We start from the raw sequence: 17,640 nt of genomic DNA, 5'->3' as shown, positions 1-17,640 counted from the left end.
AACGAGCACGAAATTTATAGAATCGCCTGCTGCTAAATTTTAAATTTAGCCACAGCGAGAGTTAAAATTTTAAATTTACCTGCTTAGCCACTCCGCGCGATAAACTCGCTAAAAGTTATCTCGCGGGCGTAAAATTTAACTCCGAGCGAGGCGAGTTTGTCTTGCAGCGGCAGCGCCAGCTCCTCTATACCGCTAAATACGCAAAGCGGCAAATTTTGCGTCCTATCTTTCGTATCCGCAAAGCTCTCGTCGTCAAAAAATTTCTTTAAAAACACGAGCGTTTTTACCTTGTCCGCGCCCAAGTCCTCGATGAAAACGCTGAAATATTTATATCCCGGCTCCTCGCGCGCTTCATCTTGCTGCGCATAATCGTCCGCCAGCTCACGGTAAAATTCGTTGTTTAAATCAGCAAGCGGCGCGATCGCTTCAAGCGAGCAGGGCTTTTTAAGCGCGGCAAGAGCGGTTAAAATTTCTTCAAATTTAATGATGTCGTCCGCAACCTTGATCGGCTCCCAAGAGCCGGCGCCGTGATAGGCAAAATACACCGGCGAGGCGTCCCCAAGAGCAAAATCTACGAAAAACGGATCGTCCATGCCGTTACGTGCGATGACCCGCCAGCTCTTGCGCCACTGTCCGGGCATATCGTCTGCTAGCTCCTCGCCCGTTTTGCGGCTAGCGAGCCTATATCCCTCCTGAAAACTCTCAAACTCGCCTTCGTCGGGGTAGAAAAACGGCAGCAAAATGTACTCTGAAACGATACGCTTGCGGATAAAATTTCGGATCAAACTTGGGATTTGCACGGCGCGGCCTTTGGGTTAAATTTGAGCGAATTTTAGCAGAGTTTTTAATCCGCGTAAAAATTTATATTCAAATTTGACGGATACGAAAGAAGTAAATTTGCGCTCAAATTCAACAAACTGCAAATTTGAGCGTAAAAAGACAAGCGGAAGTATCGCGAGATGATTTTGAGAGTTGTGCAGAAATTTTAAGTCAAGGCTAGATAAAGTAGTCTGCCGCAGACTTAAAATTTCAAATCTCTCTCAAAAGCACTCGCGAGACGACGCGTTAAATTCTACAAAAATTAACCTGTCGCAGGGCGAAATTTTCTAGCCCATTCAAAGACGCTTAAAAGACGACGCGCTAAATTTTATAGCGACTGCAAAATTTTAGGTTTACTAAACGCCTGTATCGGCTTAATCTCTCCCTTAAATTTCTCAATCTGCGCTAGCACGGTGTGAGCCGAGTTACTTTGCGCAAGACTTGACGTGCCTTTATCAAACGTGAGCACGTTTACGCAGCCGTGCTGGCAGAGGCTCTTCTCGCCCCAAACCTCGGGATCGTACCAAGCGCCCTCGCAGATCGCTGCGACGCGCTCGGGCACGATATCGGTAACGAGTACGCCTGCCAAAATTTCGCCGCGGTCATTGAAAACGCGCACGATGTCGCCGTTCGCAAGCCCGCGCGCTTCGGCGTCTTTTGGATTTATCAGCACCGGCTCTCTGCCGCTAACTTCGGCAAAATTCCTGATGATCGAGTTGTTTAGCTGGCTGTGCAGGCGGTAGCGAGAGTGCGGGCTTACGACGTGAATCGGATACTTCGCCGTCTTTTTCGCGTCCCCCAGCCACTCTTTTGGCTCGATCCAAGTAGGCATCGGCGGGCAGTCGGCATAGCCCATCTTAGCAATGGTCGGCGAGTAAAGCTCGATCTTGCCAGACGGCGTGCCGAGGCGGTTTTTGGCGGGATTTTCGCGAAATGCCGCAAGGCGCGTATATAGCGCGCTACTCTCGTCGTCCTTTTCAAAGCGCACGAAGCCTTTATCGTAAAATTCCTCGAAGCTAGGCATCGTTATATTTAGACCTTTGGCTTGCTCTACGGCATCGGCGTAGAATTCTTTCATCCAGCCTAACTCGTCCTTGCCCTCGCTAAAGACCTCGCCGTATCCCCAGCGCTTGCAGATCTGCTCGCAGATCCAAAAGTCGCTCTTACTCTCGCCCATCGGCTCGATTGCAGGTCTGTAAGCAACTATATATTCGCCCGTAGCGCCCGTTTGGTTGATGTCGTTGCGTTCGACCTCGATCGCGACGGGAAGCACGATGTCGCTAAGCTTCGCCGTGCTCGTCCAGTAAGGCTCGGCGGTGATAACGGTATCAAATTTACGCCACTGCCTCACAATATTATTCACGTCTTGGTGACGCGTAAACATCGACCCGCACGCCATATAAGCAACCCTCATATGCGGCAGCTTGATTTTAGTGCCGTCGTAATCGATCTGCTTGCCTGGGTGCTCCAGCGCCTCGATGCTGCGAGAGGACGGGATAGTAATGTTTTTCGCACTTTTCCAAGGCGCAGAGCCCGTGTTTTCGTATTTTTCATCTATACGAGTGCTAAGCCCCTTTAAAATCGGAGCCACTTTATTCGTAGCGCCCGCAGAGCCGTATCCTAGACTAAATTCAAAGCCAAGACCCTCCTTGCCGATATATCCCAGCATCGCATTAAGCGCCACTAGCGCCCAGAAAGGCTGCTCGCCGTGATCTGCGCGCTGCAAACCGCGACCGATCAGCACGGTCGTAGGCTCCTTAGCTAGCGCTTCGGCGAAGCTTTTTATCGTCTCCTCGCTCACGCCGCAAATTTTGCTCGCCCACGAGGCGTCTTTTACGACCTTGTCCTCGGTACCTAGAAAGTAGTCTTTAAATTTATTAAATCCGACGGTGTATTTTTTGATAAATTCCGCATCATAAAGCCCGCTCGTAAAGAGATGGTGGCACATGCCGATGATGAGCGCGGTGTCGGTATTTGGGCGCACGATGATATCTTCGCTGTCAAAGTAGCGCGCGGTGTCGTTTCTCATCACGTTTACGCTGTAGGTTTTGATGCCCGATTTCTTAAGCTCTTGCATGCCGATGTAGCCGTCGTGCGTAGGCGGAATGGATGAAATTTGATTGGTTACTACAGGATCGGTCGCCCAAAATACGACGTTTTTGGCGTTTTTGATGATCGCTTTCCACGTAGTAGGCGCGTCGTAAACGGCGCTACTGCCCAGCACGTGAGGCATGATAACGAGCCCCGCGCCGGTCGAATAATCGCCGCTTTCCTCTACGTAGCCGCCTAAAATTTTAAGCATTCGGTGCGCTACGGTGCGTCCCCAGCCGATCTTACCGCTGCCGCCCCACCAGTAGCACTCGCCGTAGATCGCCTCGGCGCCGTATTTGTCGAAATTTTCTTTCAAAGCCTTCGCCGCTAGATCAAGCGCTACGTCCCAGCTAACCCGCACGAACTCCTCTTTGCCGCGCAGTTCGCTCTTCGCCGCGCCTTTAGCCTTTAGATAGCTTTTGCGCACCATCGGATAGAGCACGCGGTTTTCGTTCTGCACGGAATCGGGCAAGCTGTAATTCATAGTGTTTGGAAATTTATCGCCCTCGAATTCGCTTACCGAAACGATCTGCGATGAGTTTAAATTTAGCCAAAAAGTACCGAATCTATTCGCGCCGAATACCTTTTTGTTATCGAAAATCGTCTGCGTAACCCCCTCGATCCTGCTAGCACTTGCTGCGCTTGCGCCTAAAATCCCTGCCTTTAAAAAGTCTCGCCTTTTCATCTGATCTCCTTTATCATTCAGGTTTTTTTGCGTTGTGTTGTAGATATTTTATGATCAAATTTAGCTCGTCGCCCTCGAGCGCTACGTAGTTTGCATTGATCATCTCTTGTAAATTTGCAGGCCACTGATTTGCCGTGAAGCTCTTTGGCTCATGCAAGCGGTGACATGCCGAGCAGATCTGCTCATAGTTCGTCTTTGCCTCCGCATAAAGCGCCTTAGCGTCCTTAGCTACGGCATCCGAGCCAACCTCGTAAATTCCCTCGACCTCGTACCAGATCTCGCCGTAATCGTCCTCGAGCTTTTTGCCCTTTTTAAAATTTGTTTCGGCTTCGTTCGTAAAAATCGCGTAAATTTCAGCCTCCTTCATATTTTTTTGGATCTGAAGCTGATAGTTTTCGCTCACGACGCCTTTAATTTTAATCTTGGTAACATTACCCTCGCTGGATATCACCTCGATCGGCGTTAAAATTTCAGCCTCGCCGATTGCTTTGCCGTCCTGCGAGATCGCCGTGGTTTTGGAGATCACCTCACCGCCAAAAAGCGAACACGCACAGATAAATGAGATAAAAATTTTCCTCATAAAGTATCCTTTCTAGATTGTCTTTAACGCGAATTATAAATCAAAGATAAATTTAAATTTGTCGCGATTGCGACGAATTTATCCTTTTTATGTAAAATTTACGTGAAATTTTATGCAAAGAGCTGCTATGATAGATAGACTAAATAACGATTACAGCGAGAAATTCGACTTTTTAAGTAGGGAGCGGATTGCTAAATTTAGGCGCGAAAGCTACGCTCGCGGCGACGTGATCTACGCGCAGAAGTTTAAATTTATCATTCTGCTGCGTGGCAGGGCGAAGCTAAACTGCTACGAAAACGGCAAGGAATTTATCTTTAGCTTCGTAAAAAGCGGCGCCTACATCTGCTTGGATAAAAATACTAGCCTTGAAATTTTAAGCGACTGCGAGACGCTACAGATCAACATCTCGGAGCTTTTTGAGCTGCTTGGAGACGAGTTCGCAAGCTCGATCATAAACGCGCTTATCAAAAATATCTACTCGCAGCGAATTTTAATTAAAGAGATCGTCTTTGCGAAAATCCAGACGCGAATTTTAAATTTTCTAAATCGCATCGCAAACGCAGATAAGATCGTGGAGCTTCCCTTTAATATAATGACGCTGGCAAGCCTGCTCGGCGCGCCTCGCCAAAACGTCTCTCAGGCGATTACGAAGCTCGTAAATGACAAAAAGATCGTGAAATTAAAGGGCAATAGGATTAAAATTTTGTAGTTTGAATCTGCGCAGTGGATCTAAATTTAAACACAAAAGGCTATTTTGAGCAAAACCGCCTATTAAAAAGGGCTAAAAACCAAAATGGAATTAGCCCTAAATTTAGCTTATTTGCAAAGACTGTGTGTGCGCTTTAAAAAATCGAGCCTCTGCTTGCGGGTCGCAACGGATCGTCTCCAAAGCGGTTGCCTCCGTTAGTGCCTTGCTGGATAAAAAATACGATCAATACTACCGGGCCTATTATCGGGACAAAAATTAACAGATAAAACCAGCCGCTTCTATCGGTATCGTGCAGACGCCTTACCGCCACGGCGATAGAAGGTAAAAGTATTGCCAATAAAAAGATTGAGTTAATGAAACCGATCATTCTACCGGAACTCGTAACGGCATAGGTGCCTAAAAAGCCATCCAATACTAACGTTACAATTCCTAAAAGTGCCGCAAATAATGCAAACCACCAGTACTCTGAACGTGGTGCACGCCCCTCAAAGTTGCAATAATTCTCTTTGAGACAAGTGCGAACAGACTCTATAAAAGTCATCTCAAACTCCTTTTTAAAAAATAAGATAAATTATATAACAATGGCACTTAAATTTGTCCTTTATATTGATTAAATTTTAAAATTTACCTTCGCCGCCGCGCTGTCTGGCAAATACATTAAAATTTATCTCGAATGAACTTAATAGCGAGCTGTTTGATAAGCGGAGGAGGGTAGGTTAGGCGGAACAAATCTTGCTTTTTCGCTCGCACTAAATAACAAAGTAGGGCGGCTGCGACTAGCACAATTATAATAGTGATTTTATCTGCTTTGCCATGCCATAGCCGTATAAATTTTAAAATTTAGCCCTTTTGACGGCTTAAAATTTTAGAAATTTTTGCGGAGCCGTAAGTTTTCGCCTGCGCTTTTAGAAACTCGCAAAGCTCCTTCTGCTCGCACAGACCTCGCGAGAGCAGAAATTTCGCCGTCATCTCGTCATCCAGCACCACAGCTACTTTGATAAGCGTTTCGATCTCCTTTTTATCAATGCTCGCAAAGCTTTGGAATTTTAAAATTTCGTCCAAATAGCGTAATCTCTCGTCGCGGAATTCTTTAAATTTGGCTCCCGCAGCAAACTCCCTCGCAGCAAGCGGCAGCGCCTCTTTATATCCGAGAATAGAAACGTTGTTGTCACTTAAAAATATTAATTCGCTGCCCGCAACCGAGCCGACCACGTCTTTCGTATCTCGCGCGCCGTTTGCAATCAAAAACTTGAATGCCTCGAAATTATCGTTTGCCACGGCATCTCGTAGCAGCCCGCTAGTCTTGGCGTTCGCGCCGTTTTGTACCAAAAGCTCTAAAAGCCGCATCGCATCAGCGCTATCAAAGCGATAAAGCTTCGCCATCTCGCCGCTAAATTTCGAGCCGAAAAAGATCGCGAGCTTTAGCGGCGAGAAATAACCGCCGTCTCCGCCGTAATTGAGATTTGGTTTAAATTTAAGGATTTTTTCTATCCGCTCGAAGTCAAATTTTGAATTTCGCAGCACCTTCGGATTAAAAATGAAAGCAGTGAAAATTCTATCTTTAAACTCCCCGAAATCATCGTCGATCCTGCCCCTGTTTTGCGCCGCGAAGGCTAAAAGTGCGTCCAAGCCCGCATCTATCTGCGCATCGCTAGCATTTTCATCGTAAAAAATTTCAAAATTTGGCTGCGATAAATTTGACTCTGCTTGCTGTGAAGCAGAAACTCTCGCGTCATCCTTAGCAGCGCTAAAAGCGTAGCCCACAAGTAAAAGCCACAAAAAGATAAAATTTTTCATATTGCCCTCGCTTAAATTTTGCACGATTATATCAAATCTAAGGCTAAATTTAACGGCGTCTTGAAATTTCATAAAAAGCAAACGGCAAATAAATTTAGCCCAAAAAAGCGCCTTTTGATTTTAATTTCGCTAGAATTAGCCATAAATAACCTAAACAAAGGAGCGGCAAATGAAACTACTTTTTACTTTGATCTTGCTTTGTGCAGGGCTTTTTGCAAACACGCTGCAAGAGATCAGAAATAGCGGCGTCATTAGAGTAGGCGTCAGAGATGGCAGACCGCCTTTTAGCGAGATTAGCGGCAGTAAATTTGAAGGCTTTGAGATCGAGCTTGCCAATGCGATCGCAAAGGCGATTTTCGGTGCCAAACAAGGTGAAGTGCAGTTTGTCTCTCTAAGCGCCGCCGATCGCGTCTCGTATCTAGTCAATAATAAAGTTGATATGGTCGCAGCTACCTTCGTCATCGATTCGGCGCGCAAAAATCATGTAGACTTCTCGATGCCGTATTTTTCGACCAATCTCGGCGTACTAACTCGCAAAGCGGACGCCATCAAAGATATATCGCGTTTGCGCGATATGAGGCTCATAACCGAAGAGGGCACGACCGTAGATAATTACCTCAAAAAAGAGAAATTTAGCAACGTAAGCTACTGCAAAAACACAAGCGAATGCTACGCGATGATCCGTGACGGCAAAGCCGACGGATACGTCAATCTAAATATCACGGTGCTAGCCTACGCCGTCGTGGACGATACGCTCGAAGTGCCGTTTCAAAACTTCGGCAAGCCCGATTTCATCGGTATTGGCGTGCAAAAAGGAAATAAGGAGCTACTTGATTTTATCAACGCAGAGCTTGTCAAGCTAAGCAAAGAGGGCTTTTTCAAAAAGGCTTATCAGGACACTTTCGAGCCTTTTTACCGCGGCACAGCGGATAAAAAATACTTCCTTTTAGATGGAATTTATGACTTGCTATAAAAGCGAGCTAGGAATCAAAATATAAAATTTATCGAAGGCAGTTTGCATAACGAATAAATCTTGGGATTTAAAATTTAGAATTTGCGAAATTTTAAATCCCCGCTTTGCCCCCAAATTTCAAACTTGCATACGCGCAGTGATTGAATTTTAAACCGCTTGCATTTATTTTCTCTAAAATATATAGTGCTATAATTATTCCGAAAACTAAAAAGTAGGGGGCTTTTTATGAGATTACTTTTTATTTTAGCCTTATTTTACGCTAGCATTTTTGCAAATACACTAGATGAAATCAGGCAGGCAGGGGTTATCAGAGTAGGCGTGCGCGAAGGTCGTCCGCCGCTAAGCGAGTCTAATAACGGCAAGTTTGAGGGCTTTGAAATCGAGCTTGCTAGCTCAATCGCCAAAGACATTTTCGGCGATAAAAAAGGCGAAGTGCAGTTCGTAGCCGTAACCGCAGGCGAGAGAATCCCGTTTTTGAAAAATAATAAGGTCGATATGGTTATCGGCACCTTTATGATTACGCAAGAGCGTAAGAAGCAGGTGGATTTCTCGCTTCCGTATCTATCGGTAAATTTTGGCATCGTAACGCGTAAAGAGGATCAAGTGAAGGACTTCGCACAGGTTCGTGATATGAGAATTTCAATCGAAAAAAATCCCAACGGCTCAATGACCGAGCGCTATCTACGCAAAGAGAAATTTAGCAATTTAGTTTACTGCAAAAATACCTCCGAGTGCTATGCGATGATGAAGGACGGCAGAGCCGACGGTTATGCCAATGACAACATCATCGTCCTAGCCTACGCCGTCGTGGACGATACGCTTGAAGTGCCGTTTAAAAACCTAGGCGCGGCGGAATTCTTAGGCGTCGGCGTGCAAAAAGGCAATCAAAGCCTGCTTGATTTCATCAATGCCGATCTAATTAAGCTAAGCAAAGAAGGCTTTTTCAAAAAGGCTTATGAGGACACTTTCGAGCCATTTTACCGCGGCACTGCAGATAAAAAATACTTCCTGCTAGACGGAATTTATAATATGCTTTAGATCTTAGAATTCTAAGGCGCGGAATTTTGAAATTTTGAAATTCCGCTTCGCACGCGGCGAGCGGGATTCTAAAATCTGCAAATTTTTAAATTTTAGTAACCAAAAAATTCCATAAAATTCTAAAATTTCAAATTTTATCTCACGCTCGGTTTAAAAACATCTATTCCATTCGGAGCAAAATTTCACGCTATGATAGAATTTTAAAATTTTATGCATGACGAAATTTTAGAATTTTACCCGCACCGAGAATTTTAAAATCCCATTCTGCAACATAATTTCGTAGTTGAGGGCTTTTGCGCTGCGATAAAATATAAATTTATCGTGCGGTGTAGAATTCCACAGATAAGCGCGATAAATTTAAAAGGATAAAATTCTGCGTGAGCTAAATTCTGACTCACGGCAAAAGCGCAGTCGCCGCAGATGCTATTTTAAACTTTCAGCCGTTAAATTTTACTCAAACGCCTTGTAGTGCGCCTCATCGGCGAACTCAAGCATCTCGCGATCGCCCCTGCTGTCGCCGTAAGCGATAACGCGATCGAAAGCCTGCACGTCGTATGCCGCGCGCACGCGAGCGACCTTTTGCGCGCCGTAGCAGTTCTGCCCCTCGATCTCGCCCGTGATGATGCCGCCTTTGCGCCGTATTTTAGTGCCTAAAAGTTCCAAGCCCTGCGCGTCGCACCACGGACGTAGCCAATCTTCGAGCGAGGCGGTGACGATGACGATCTTATCGCCCGCGGCTTTATAGCTTGCGATCTTGTCCATCGCGCTTTGTTTTAGGATATCTTCGATGTGGGTGGTGGAGTATTTTTTGCAAATTTTATCGAATTTATCGGCACTCATACCCGCAAAAAAGTAGCCCAAGAGCTTTCTGCGCGTAAAATTATTGCTCGCAAGACCTAGCTTATACGCCGCTAAAATAGGCGATAGCACCAAAATCCCGCGAAAAAATTTCTTAAATCCGACTACGTAGGCGACGAACTCAAGTAGCGAATCATCGCGCGTGATCGTGCCGTCAAAGTCGAATAAAACAAGATTCATTGCCTCTCCTAGCAAAATTTCAGAAGCGTAAATTTTAAAATTTGCCTATAAAAAAGGCGTGAAATTTAAAGCTAAATTTCACGCCAAATTTTAAAATTTCATTTTGAAATTCTATTTTTTCGCCATTCGTCTGCGCGTCGTAGGGTCTAAGTATCGCTTACGCACGCGGATATTTACGGGCGTAACCTCCACAAGCTCGTCCTCTTCGATCCACTCCAGCGCGCGCTCTAAATTTAGCGCACGCGGCGGCACGAGCTTGATCGCATCGTCGCTACCGCTGGCGCGGACGTTGGTTAAATTTTTACCCTTGATCGGATTTACGTCCAAATCGTTCGGACGGCTGTGCTCGCCGATGATCATACCGAGATAGACCTTCGCCTGCGGAGCGATAAAAAGCACGCCGCGATCTTGCAGGTTCCACAGGCTGTATCCTAGCGCCACTCCGTTTTCCATACTCACGAGCGCGCCGTTTTGTCGCTTCTCGACCGCGCCGATGAAAGGGCGGAATTCCAAAAAGCTATGGTTCATCACCCCTTCGCCTCGAGTATCGGTCAAAAACTGCGAGCGAAAGCCGATAAGACCGCGCGCCGGGATCTCAAACTCCATACGCGTCTGCCCGTCGCCGGTAGGGTTCATCACCTTCATCTCGGCCTTTTTGCGGCCTAGTTTTTCGATGACGGTGCCGGTGCAATCATCGGGCGCGTCGATAACTAGGTGCTCGAAAGGCTCGCATTTGATGCCGTCGATCTCTTTGATGATAACTTCCGGGCGCCCGAGGCAGAACTCAAAGCCCTCGCGGCGCATATTTTCGGCCAAAATAGTGATCTGCAGCTCGCCGCGGCCGCTTACTTTAAATTTACCCTCGCCCGCGTTTTCATAGCGCATCGCGATGTTAGTTTTCATCTCCGCTTCCAAGCGCTCGTCGATCTTGTTTGAGGTTACAAATTTACCCTCTGTGCCAGCTAGCGGTCCGTCATTTACGCTGAAAATTACGCTAAGGGTGGGCTCTTCGATATGTAGCGCATCAAGCGGAATCGGATTATTGGGATCGACGATGCTGTCGCCTACGTCAAGTGCGTCAAAGCCCGCAATCGCCACGATGTCGCCCGTGCCCGCCGCATCAATGTCAGCACGCTCAAGCCCGCTAAAGCCGATGAGTTTTGAAATTCTACCGTTGATGTGCGTGCCGTCGGCTTTAGCTAGCATAACGCTTTGGTTTTTGTTTATCGTACCGTTAAAAATTCTAGCGATACCGATTTTGCCTACGTAGTTGTCGTAATCGAGCGTGAAAACCTGCAGCTGCAGCGGATTGTCGTCGCTACCGCTCGGAGTAGGGACGTGAGAGATGATCGTCTCAAAAAGCGGCTTCATATCGGCGCTTTCGTCGCTTAGATCGTATTTTGCGTAGCCGTTTTTAGCAGCGGCGTAGATGACGGGGAACTCAAGCTGCTCGTCGTTTGCATCAAGCGCTACGAAAAGATCGAAAATTTCATTTACCACGCGGTCCGGATCGGCTGCGGGCTTGTCGATTTTATTTACGACTACGATAGGTCTGAGCCCTAAAGATAGTGCCTTTTTTACGACAAATTTTGTCTGCGGCATGACGCCTTCTTGCGCGTCGACGAGCAAAAGTACGCCGTCTACCATTTTTAACACGCGCTCGACCTCGCCGCCGAAATCGGCGTGACCTGGGGTGTCGATGATATTGATTTTAACGCCGCCGTAGTGGATGGCAGTGTTTTTGGATAGGATCGTAATGCCGCGCTCGCGCTCGATGTCGTTGCTATCCATCACACGCTCGCCGACTTCTTGGTGATTACCAAATGTGCCGGACTGTTTTAAAAGCTCATCTACGATAGTGGTCTTGCCGTGATCGACGTGCGCGATAACCGCAATATTTCTGATATTTTCCAAATTTTTCTCCGTTTATAATTTCAAAAACTGATGATTATACTAAAAAAATTCTTAAGATAAAAATTTACGAGTACTCTTTGACTTCGCAGACAAAAAACTCATAAACGCGCTGTTGGATCAGCGCATCCTCGTCATCATCTCCGATCAGACGGCGCAGATGCGAAAAATCGATCTTTTTGATATATTTTTTGTTGTTTTTGATATCTCTGTCGATCTCTTTTAGAAGCGAGTCTAAATTTAAGCTTTTATAAGTTTTCGCCTTTAAGATATACTCTTTTACGATAGAAACTAGCACGCCGATGCGCTGCTCGTCGCCCGGATAAATTTCGCCCGCTATATCTTTGATCACGTCGTAATCCTCGTCGGTCTGCTTCTTTTTGGCAAGCAGCATTGCGGCAAAAATTTTGGCTCTAAACTCGATAGAGCGATGATGAGGGATAAAAACCTCGCGAAATACGGATAGAAGATGATTTTTGAAATTCATTTATAACCTTACTTTAAGAAACATTTCCATATAATCCCGTTTGCCCTTTCTTAGACCTGTGCAATGCTTTTTTTAGGCACCGCTTCAGGGTAGGAATACAGCAGAGCACTTAGATCTCGCATGTGCCGCAGCCATCTGGGAAGGGGTTTTATAAATCGATCCTATTAAGCCCGAAATGCTCTTTGAAATCCTCGCAAACACTCTGAAAATCGACGCCTTCAATTTTCGGCTTAGCTTTGAAAAACTCTAACATCGAATTATACCCGCTAAGCAACTCCTTGCTTTTCACGCCGTAACTGATCGAAATTCCAGCCTCGAAAAACGCCGCTAGTTTATCGCAATACTTAAGCGCCTTGCCGTCGATTGCGCGAAATTTATCTTCGTTAAACATCTTTAGGCTGCCCTCTGCAAATTTAGGCTCCTTGCCTAGCTCGAAGGTGCGGTTTTCAAACTCGTCTTTTATAAATTTACTGCCCTCTTTACGGATACCCAAAATATAACTAAAATCATCTCGCATATGTTCCGGCACAAAGGGTAAAATTTTATCGTCTATTAGCCGCATCTCATATTCGCTGATGATGTCGCTAAGGCCCTTGACGCCGTATTTTACGGGGCTAATGATGTCGCGAGTGAGGCTTTCTGGTAGATCGTGAAATAGCGCGCAGAAAAAATTATACGCCGTGCGCGAGTGGCACGCACCAACTTCAAGCGAGAAAAAGTAGCTTAAAATCGCGACTACCAGCATATGTCCCAGCACCGATGTCTCAGGAATGCGCGGCGTCTGAGCCCAGCGTTTTTGAAAACGAAGTCTGCCGCTAAGATCGACTATGCGGGCAAGTTTTTTATTCATCACGATCTTTCGCACGCCGATGAGCTCATAATAATCCTCGAGCTCCTCCTCGACCTTGGCTTTTAACTCCTCGATGTCGTTTAGAAACTGGCTCGTTTGATAGACGATGTTAAATTCCCATCGCGTAGAGAGGTAGCTCGCCGCCTTTAAAATTACGGCCTCTTTCTTATGATCCTTGGAATTTAGATATTTTTTAAATCGCTCGAAAAACTCGCCGTTTTGAATAGGCAAAAGATCGCTTTCTAGGACGCTTAAAACCCATTCGTTGATCTTTTTTTTCTTGGTTTTTTGTATCTGATGAAAGACGTCCGGGCGGATGTCGGTTACGACGATGCGCGCTAAAAACTCGAAAATCCCCGCTTCTATCACATAGTTGATATCCACATCGCGCTCAAAGTTAGCGATGAAATAAGCGATGATAAATTTATGCGCCTGTTTGTCGAGCTCTACTAGACTTACCATCTTTGGGTAATCGTTCCAGCGACTAATGCTTGCGGATTTAAAAATTTGTTCGACTAAATTTGAGCTTATCATCGGTAAATTTGATCCGAGTTTATTTCGATTACCGTGTGGACGTTGCCGCGAGGATTAAAATCGCCCCTGATTTTCATAAATTTAGGCTTTAGCTTGCTTTGCAGCGCGCCGTAAATTTCATTTATGCTATCTTCGTGGCTGATGTAGCGGTTCATAAAGGAATTTATGTAAAGTTTGATCGCTTTTAGCTCTACTACGAGTTTATCGGGGATATATTCCAAATAGATCGTCGCAAAGTCCGGATAGCCAGAGCGTGGGCAGCGGCAGCAAAACTCAGGTAAGGTTATTTTTATTAGATAGTCGTGCTTTTGTTTATTGGGCCAAACTTCTAAATTCTCGATGTCAAATTTTTCAATTTCCTCTTCGCCGTATCTCACTGCACTCTCCTTAAATTCGATATATCATTTGGTTTTTCGACGCAAAATCCCTGAATATAATCGATACCCATTTTATAAAGTTGCATTTGAAATTCCTGCTTATCTACAAAGCGCATTATGGTTTTGACGCCCGATTTTGCGCAGGCTTCGTTGATGCCAATAAATATATTTTTAATCTTTTCATCGTCTAAATTTTTATTAAATTCTATGTCATAAACGATAAAATCGACGTTTAGAAATTTTAAATACTCAAAGCTCGCGTTTGAACCGCCGAACTGCGACAGCGCGAAGTTAAATCCAAGTTCGCGGAATTTAATCAAAATTTCGTCAAAGCGCTTAATCTCAGAATAGATAAGCTTTTCGTTAAACTCAAACACGATCTTTTTCGGATCGATCAGATTATTATCGATGAGCTTTAAAATTTCATTGCGAAACTCGTTATTTCGCAGGGTCTGAGGCATGACCTCGATAAAAATTTTAGCGTCAATATCTTTAAAATAGATGATCCTAGAAATCTGCCTCATCATCGAAATATCGTATTTGATGTCATAATGATTTAGAAGCAAAATATCCAAAATTCTACTTTTTGTGATCTTTTCGCCACTTCTTAGATCAAGCTTTGGAATTAAATTTATATGTGATTTTACGCCGTTTTTATCTGCAACGCGCTGATATTTAAAGCTAAAATTTTCGCTATCGATCGCTTCCATTACGTCGGCGGAAAATACGTCAATTAATACTTTCTCTACGTCAATAGCCTTCTCGCCGTGTTCTTCGTCGTCCAGGTGATTTATCTTATAAAATAGCGCATTTACGATATTATGCAGATTGCGATCATAAGAGCTTGGAAGCATCGTAAATTCGCTTTTTATCTCTACATTTTTGATCGTTTGACTTGAAATTTTATGCTCAAACATCCGCAAAATATGGCTTAAATTTGTAGCTTTTGATTCCACTCCAAATACGAAGTAGCCGTTTATAAAGCGACCGATCGGAAGGTCTTTAAAACCCTGCTCCGCCATAAAATTTGAAAGTTCCTTACAATACTCGTATAAAATTTCATCGCCGTTTTTGTAGCCGTATCGATCGTTTATGTCGATGATATTTTTAATTCGCAAAAGAACGATATTTATTTGACGATTTTTAGCTAGATCATTACTTAAAATTTTCTCTATCTCCTCGCGCACGAATACGTGAGTAACGGGATCTATCAGCGTCTTTTGAAAGCCAAAGTAAATTTGATAGATGACATAATAAACATAGCAGATTAAAAGTATCAAAAACAAAATTACGTCATCAAATTTAAACTCGCCGTTTCGAAACAAAATAATTCCAAAAACAATCAAAACGCAGGTAAACGGCACCGAAATTTTAAGTGCCGTTATGAAACGGTTTTCGCGCTCTTTGGTCTCACTAAATAAAACAGACATTATATATCCAAGTGTTTAACATCTTTGGCATGATCTTGGATGTAGTTCCTACGCGGTTCAACCTCATCTCCCATAAAAAGATTAAAGGTATCGCTAGCACTTTGCGCGTCTGCAATGCTAATTTTTAAAAGCCTTCTATTTTCAGGGCTCATAGTGGTTTCCCAAAGCTGCTCCGGATTCATCTCTCCAAGACCTTTATAGCGCTGAATATAAGCGCCTTTTTTCGAGCTTTTTTCGATTTCATCTAAAATTTCAATAAAATCCTTGCCAAAGCTTACATCTCGCTCTTTGATCTTTGAATAAACTCTGATTGCCTCTTCAAAGATATAATTGCCGAATAAATTTTCATCTATCACAAGCTGTTCTAAGCCGCTCGGCGTCTGAACATAAATTCTAATCCCTTCATCATTTACGTAGGAATTCAAAATATTAAATCCTTCACTCTCCAGACGCGGTTTTAAAATTTTAAATAGTTCCTCATAACCAAGGCTTCGCGCTTCGTCGTTTTCTATCAAAAATCTGATCGCGCTAAGCACGCTAAAGCGCTTTTTAAGCTCATTAAGAAGCGAGCGGTAGTTTGAGACGATTTTTAGATAATCGATCAGATCCTCGTTGCCGATTCCTTCAAACTCGCCCATATCAATGCCGGTTTCGATCAAAAACTCACTCAGCGCCTTTTCGTCTTTTAGATAAATTTCTTTTTTGCCCTTTTTATATCTAAAAAGCGGCGGCTGCGCTAGATAAACATAGCCGTTTTCCACGATAGGTCGCAAAAACCTAAAGAAAAATGTTAGAAGCAGCGTCTGGATGTGGCTACCGTCAACGTCCGCATCGGTCATAATGATGATTTTGTGATAGCGAAGCTTCTCTTCGTTAAATTCCTCGCCGATACCGCAACCAAAGGCCGTGATCATATTTTTAATCTCTTCGGATTGTAAAATTCTATCCAGGCGCGCCTTTTCTACGTTTAAAATTTTACCTCTAAGCGGCAGGATCGCTTGAAACACGCGGTCTCTTCCCTGCTTCGCCGAGCCGCCCGCACTATCGCCCTCAACCAGATAAATTTCGCTGATGCTTGCATCCTTACTCTGACAATCGGCTAGCTTTCCGGGAAGGGTACCGACGGAATTTATATTGTCTTTTTTGCGCGTTAGATCGCGCGCTTTTTTTGCCGCTTCGCGACCGCGCGCAGCTAAAAGAGCCTTATTCATAATGGCGCGCGCTTCGATCGGATTTTCTTCAAAATATTTGCTAAGCACCTCAAACGCCATCTTTTGTACGATCGGCTTAACATAGCTGGAGCCCAGCTTGCCTTTAGTCTGCCCTTCAAACTGCGGCTCGGGAACCTTTACGCTAATTACCGCGATGAGCCCCTCGCGAACGTCGTCGCCGGTGATCTTCGTGTCCTTTTCACGCGCAGCCGCATTTGCCGCGACATAATTTGTTATCGCGCGCGTAAGACCCGCTCTAAAGCCCGCCTCGTGAGTACCACCGTCCGGAGTTTTAATATTATTTACGAAGCTCAGTAAATTTTCGCTATATGTTTCGTTATACATCAGCGCAAAATCCACCATAACATCATCCGCGCTATCGCTAAACGACACGGCTTTAGATATGGCAGGCGCTTTATTCATATCATTTACGAAGCTCTCTAAGCCGCCTTCGAAGTGAAAGTGCTCGTCCCTGCCCGTGCGATTATCTTTAAAATTTATCGTAATTTTTGGATTTAGATACGCTAGCTCGCGAAATCTTTTTGATAAAATTTCATCATCAAATTCTAAAATTTCAAAAATTTCGCCGTCGGGCCAAAACTCGATCGTAGTGCCCGTGCGATTAGTAGTTTTTATCTTTTCAAGCTCGGTAGCAGGAATTCCTTTGGCAAATTCTTGTCTATAAATATTTCCGTCACGTTTGATCGTAGCAACGAGCTTTTTTGAGAGCGCATTTACAACGCTAACGCCCACGCCGTGCAAACCGCCGGAGACCTTATAAGTGTCTTTGTCAAATTTACCACCTGCGTGAAGCACGGTCAGAACCACCGTCGCAGCAGGAATTTTTTCAGTCGGGTGTATATCGACGGGGATTCCACGACCGTTATCGCTAACGATACAGCTTCCTTCGCTAGTGATCTCGACATCGATCGTGTCACAGTACCCTGCCATCGCCTCATCGATCGAATTATCTACAACCTCATAAATCATATGATGAAGTCCGCCGATATTGGTGTCTCCGATATACATTCCAGGGCGCTTTCTAACAGCCTCAAGACCTTTTAAAACTTTAATATTACTAGCGCCGTAATTTTGCTTCATAATTTTCCT

At 44.7% G+C, this 17,640-nt stretch carries 15 protein-coding genes and 1 other RNA gene; 4 read left to right on the top strand and 12 right to left on the bottom strand.

The features are described from left to right. Positions 1-83: 83 nt before the first annotated feature. From Q0323_RS05640 to Q0323_RS05630, 3 genes are all read right to left on the bottom strand, one after another. Positions 84-800 carry a hypothetical protein gene (locus tag Q0323_RS05640; RefSeq protein WP_298052370.1) on the bottom strand — a complete coding sequence of 239 codons (717 nt, stop codon included), beginning with the start codon at positions 798-800 and terminating at the stop codon, positions 84-86. A gap of 347 nt (positions 801-1,147) precedes the next feature. Further along, positions 1,148-3,595 carry a molybdopterin-dependent oxidoreductase gene (locus Q0323_RS05635; RefSeq protein ID WP_298052369.1) on the bottom strand — a complete coding sequence of 816 codons (2,448 nt, stop codon included), beginning with the start codon at positions 3,593-3,595 and terminating at the stop codon, positions 1,148-1,150. 13 nt (positions 3,596-3,608) lie between these two features. After that, positions 3,609-4,175, bottom strand: a complete 567-nt coding sequence (locus Q0323_RS05630) for a hypothetical protein (protein WP_177386671.1) — start codon at positions 4,173-4,175, stop codon at positions 3,609-3,611. Positions 4,176-4,302: 127 nt separating this feature from the next. Between Q0323_RS05630 and Q0323_RS05625 the strand changes: the two genes are divergently transcribed. Continuing rightward, entirely contained in the window at positions 4,303-4,884 is a 582-nt protein-coding gene (locus Q0323_RS05625) for a Crp/Fnr family transcriptional regulator (protein ID WP_177386915.1), read from the top strand. A 133-nt stretch (positions 4,885-5,017) separates the two neighbouring features. Here the strand turns inward: Q0323_RS05625 and Q0323_RS05620 are convergent, their stop codons facing one another. Both Q0323_RS05620 and Q0323_RS05615 read right to left on the bottom strand, forming a co-directional pair. Then, positions 5,018-5,425 carry a DUF805 domain-containing protein gene (locus tag Q0323_RS05620; RefSeq protein ID WP_177386916.1) on the bottom strand — a complete coding sequence of 136 codons (408 nt, stop codon included), beginning with the start codon at positions 5,423-5,425 and terminating at the stop codon, positions 5,018-5,020. 299 nt (positions 5,426-5,724) lie between these two features. After that, positions 5,725-6,753: a hypothetical protein gene (locus Q0323_RS05615; RefSeq protein ID WP_298052366.1), complete on the bottom strand. Its 1,029-nt coding sequence runs from the start codon at positions 6,751-6,753 to the stop codon at positions 5,725-5,727. Positions 6,754-6,850: 97 nt separating this feature from the next. Here Q0323_RS05615 and Q0323_RS05610 point away from each other — a divergent pair, with 97 nt between their 5' ends. Then, positions 6,851-7,654 (top strand): transporter substrate-binding domain-containing protein, encoded by an 804-nt coding sequence (locus Q0323_RS05610; protein ID WP_298052363.1) that lies wholly within the window; start codon positions 6,851-6,853, stop codon positions 7,652-7,654. A gap of 225 nt (positions 7,655-7,879) precedes the next feature. Beyond that, the gene (locus Q0323_RS05605; protein ID WP_298052361.1) at positions 7,880-8,692 is read left to right on the top strand and encodes a transporter substrate-binding domain-containing protein; all 813 of its coding nucleotides are present in this window, start codon (positions 7,880-7,882) and stop codon (positions 8,690-8,692) included. 450 nt (positions 8,693-9,142) lie between these two features. Here Q0323_RS05605 and Q0323_RS05600 read toward each other — a convergent pair whose 3' ends face one another. The 3 genes from Q0323_RS05600 to Q0323_RS05590 all read right to left on the bottom strand — a co-directional run bounded on the left by Q0323_RS05600 (position 9,143) and on the right by Q0323_RS05590 (position 12,128). Continuing rightward, positions 9,143-9,730, bottom strand: coding sequence for an HAD-IB family hydrolase (locus Q0323_RS05600; protein WP_291938868.1), 588 nt, complete (start codon positions 9,728-9,730; stop codon positions 9,143-9,145). Positions 9,731-9,841: 111 nt separating this feature from the next. Continuing rightward, positions 9,842-11,644 (bottom strand): translational GTPase TypA, encoded by a 1,803-nt coding sequence (typA, locus tag Q0323_RS05595; RefSeq protein ID WP_297896887.1) that lies wholly within the window; start codon positions 11,642-11,644, stop codon positions 9,842-9,844. A gap of 64 nt (positions 11,645-11,708) precedes the next feature. Further along, positions 11,709-12,128: a hypothetical protein gene (locus tag Q0323_RS05590; RefSeq protein WP_297901478.1), complete on the bottom strand. Its 420-nt coding sequence runs from the start codon at positions 12,126-12,128 to the stop codon at positions 11,709-11,711. A 47-nt stretch (positions 12,129-12,175) separates the two neighbouring features. Here Q0323_RS05590 and ffs point away from each other — a divergent pair. Continuing rightward, an RNA gene (gene ffs / locus Q0323_RS05585) (signal recognition particle sRNA small type) lies at positions 12,176-12,273 on the top strand. Between the two features lie 3 nt (positions 12,274-12,276). On the opposite strand, the gene Q0323_RS05580 is transcribed toward ffs, so the two are convergent. Genes Q0323_RS05580 through gyrB form a run of 4 tightly spaced genes read right to left on the bottom strand, consistent with a single transcriptional unit; the run spans position 12,277 to position 17,631 of the window. Continuing rightward, on the bottom strand, positions 12,277-13,512 hold the full coding sequence (locus Q0323_RS05580; RefSeq protein WP_298052358.1) for an HD domain-containing protein: 1,236 nt from the start codon (positions 13,510-13,512) through the stop codon (positions 12,277-12,279). Then, the gene (queF, locus tag Q0323_RS05575) at positions 13,509-13,889 is read right to left on the bottom strand and encodes a preQ(1) synthase (RefSeq protein WP_298052356.1); all 381 of its coding nucleotides are present in this window, start codon (positions 13,887-13,889) and stop codon (positions 13,509-13,511) included. The genes Q0323_RS05580 and queF overlap by 4 nt, the downstream gene beginning before the upstream one ends. Further along, on the bottom strand, positions 13,886-15,319 hold the full coding sequence (locus tag Q0323_RS05570; RefSeq protein WP_298052354.1) for an EAL domain-containing protein: 1,434 nt from the start codon (positions 15,317-15,319) through the stop codon (positions 13,886-13,888). Before Q0323_RS05570 ends, queF begins: the two co-directional genes overlap by 4 nt. Then, positions 15,319-17,631, bottom strand: a complete 2,313-nt coding sequence (gene gyrB, locus Q0323_RS05565) for a DNA topoisomerase (ATP-hydrolyzing) subunit B (RefSeq protein ID WP_298052352.1) — start codon at positions 17,629-17,631, stop codon at positions 15,319-15,321. The genes Q0323_RS05570 and gyrB overlap by 1 nt, the downstream gene beginning before the upstream one ends. Between the last annotated feature and the right edge of the window lie 9 nt (positions 17,632-17,640).

Source organism: uncultured Campylobacter sp. (genome assembly GCF_938030145.1).
GTDB lineage: Bacteria > Campylobacterota > Campylobacteria > Campylobacterales > Campylobacteraceae > Campylobacter_B.
Note: the sequence above shows the minus strand (reverse complement) of the source record. Positions and strands in the feature narration are given on the sequence as shown.

Coding starts and splice junctions, on each gene's coding strand:
- Q0323_RS05615 (WP_298052366.1), bottom strand. CDS start 6,753: ATGAAATTTCAAGACGCCGTTAAATTTAGCCTTAGATTTGATATAATC.
- Q0323_RS05605 (WP_298052361.1), top strand. CDS start 7,880: ATGAGATTACTTTTTATTTTAGCCTTATTTTACGCTAGCATTTTTGCA.
- Q0323_RS05570 (WP_298052354.1), bottom strand. CDS start 15,319: ATGTCTGTTTTATTTAGTGAGACCAAAGAGCGCGAAAACCGTTTCATA.
- Q0323_RS05600 (WP_291938868.1), bottom strand. CDS start 9,730: ATGAATCTTGTTTTATTCGACTTTGACGGCACGATCACGCGCGATGAT.
- Q0323_RS05580 (WP_298052358.1), bottom strand. CDS start 13,512: ATGATAAGCTCAAATTTAGTCGAACAAATTTTTAAATCCGCAAGCATT.
- gyrB (WP_298052352.1), bottom strand. CDS start 17,631: ATGAAGCAAAATTACGGCGCTAGTAATATTAAAGTTTTAAAAGGTCTT.
- Q0323_RS05630 (WP_177386671.1), bottom strand. CDS start 4,175: ATGAGGAAAATTTTTATCTCATTTATCTGTGCGTGTTCGCTTTTTGGC.
- Q0323_RS05635 (WP_298052369.1), bottom strand. CDS start 3,595: ATGAAAAGGCGAGACTTTTTAAAGGCAGGGATTTTAGGCGCAAGCGCA.
- Q0323_RS05590 (WP_297901478.1), bottom strand. CDS start 12,128: ATGAATTTCAAAAATCATCTTCTATCCGTATTTCGCGAGGTTTTTATC.
- Q0323_RS05620 (WP_177386916.1), bottom strand. CDS start 5,425: ATGACTTTTATAGAGTCTGTTCGCACTTGTCTCAAAGAGAATTATTGC.
- Q0323_RS05610 (WP_298052363.1), top strand. CDS start 6,851: ATGAAACTACTTTTTACTTTGATCTTGCTTTGTGCAGGGCTTTTTGCA.
- Q0323_RS05625 (WP_177386915.1), top strand. CDS start 4,303: ATGATAGATAGACTAAATAACGATTACAGCGAGAAATTCGACTTTTTA.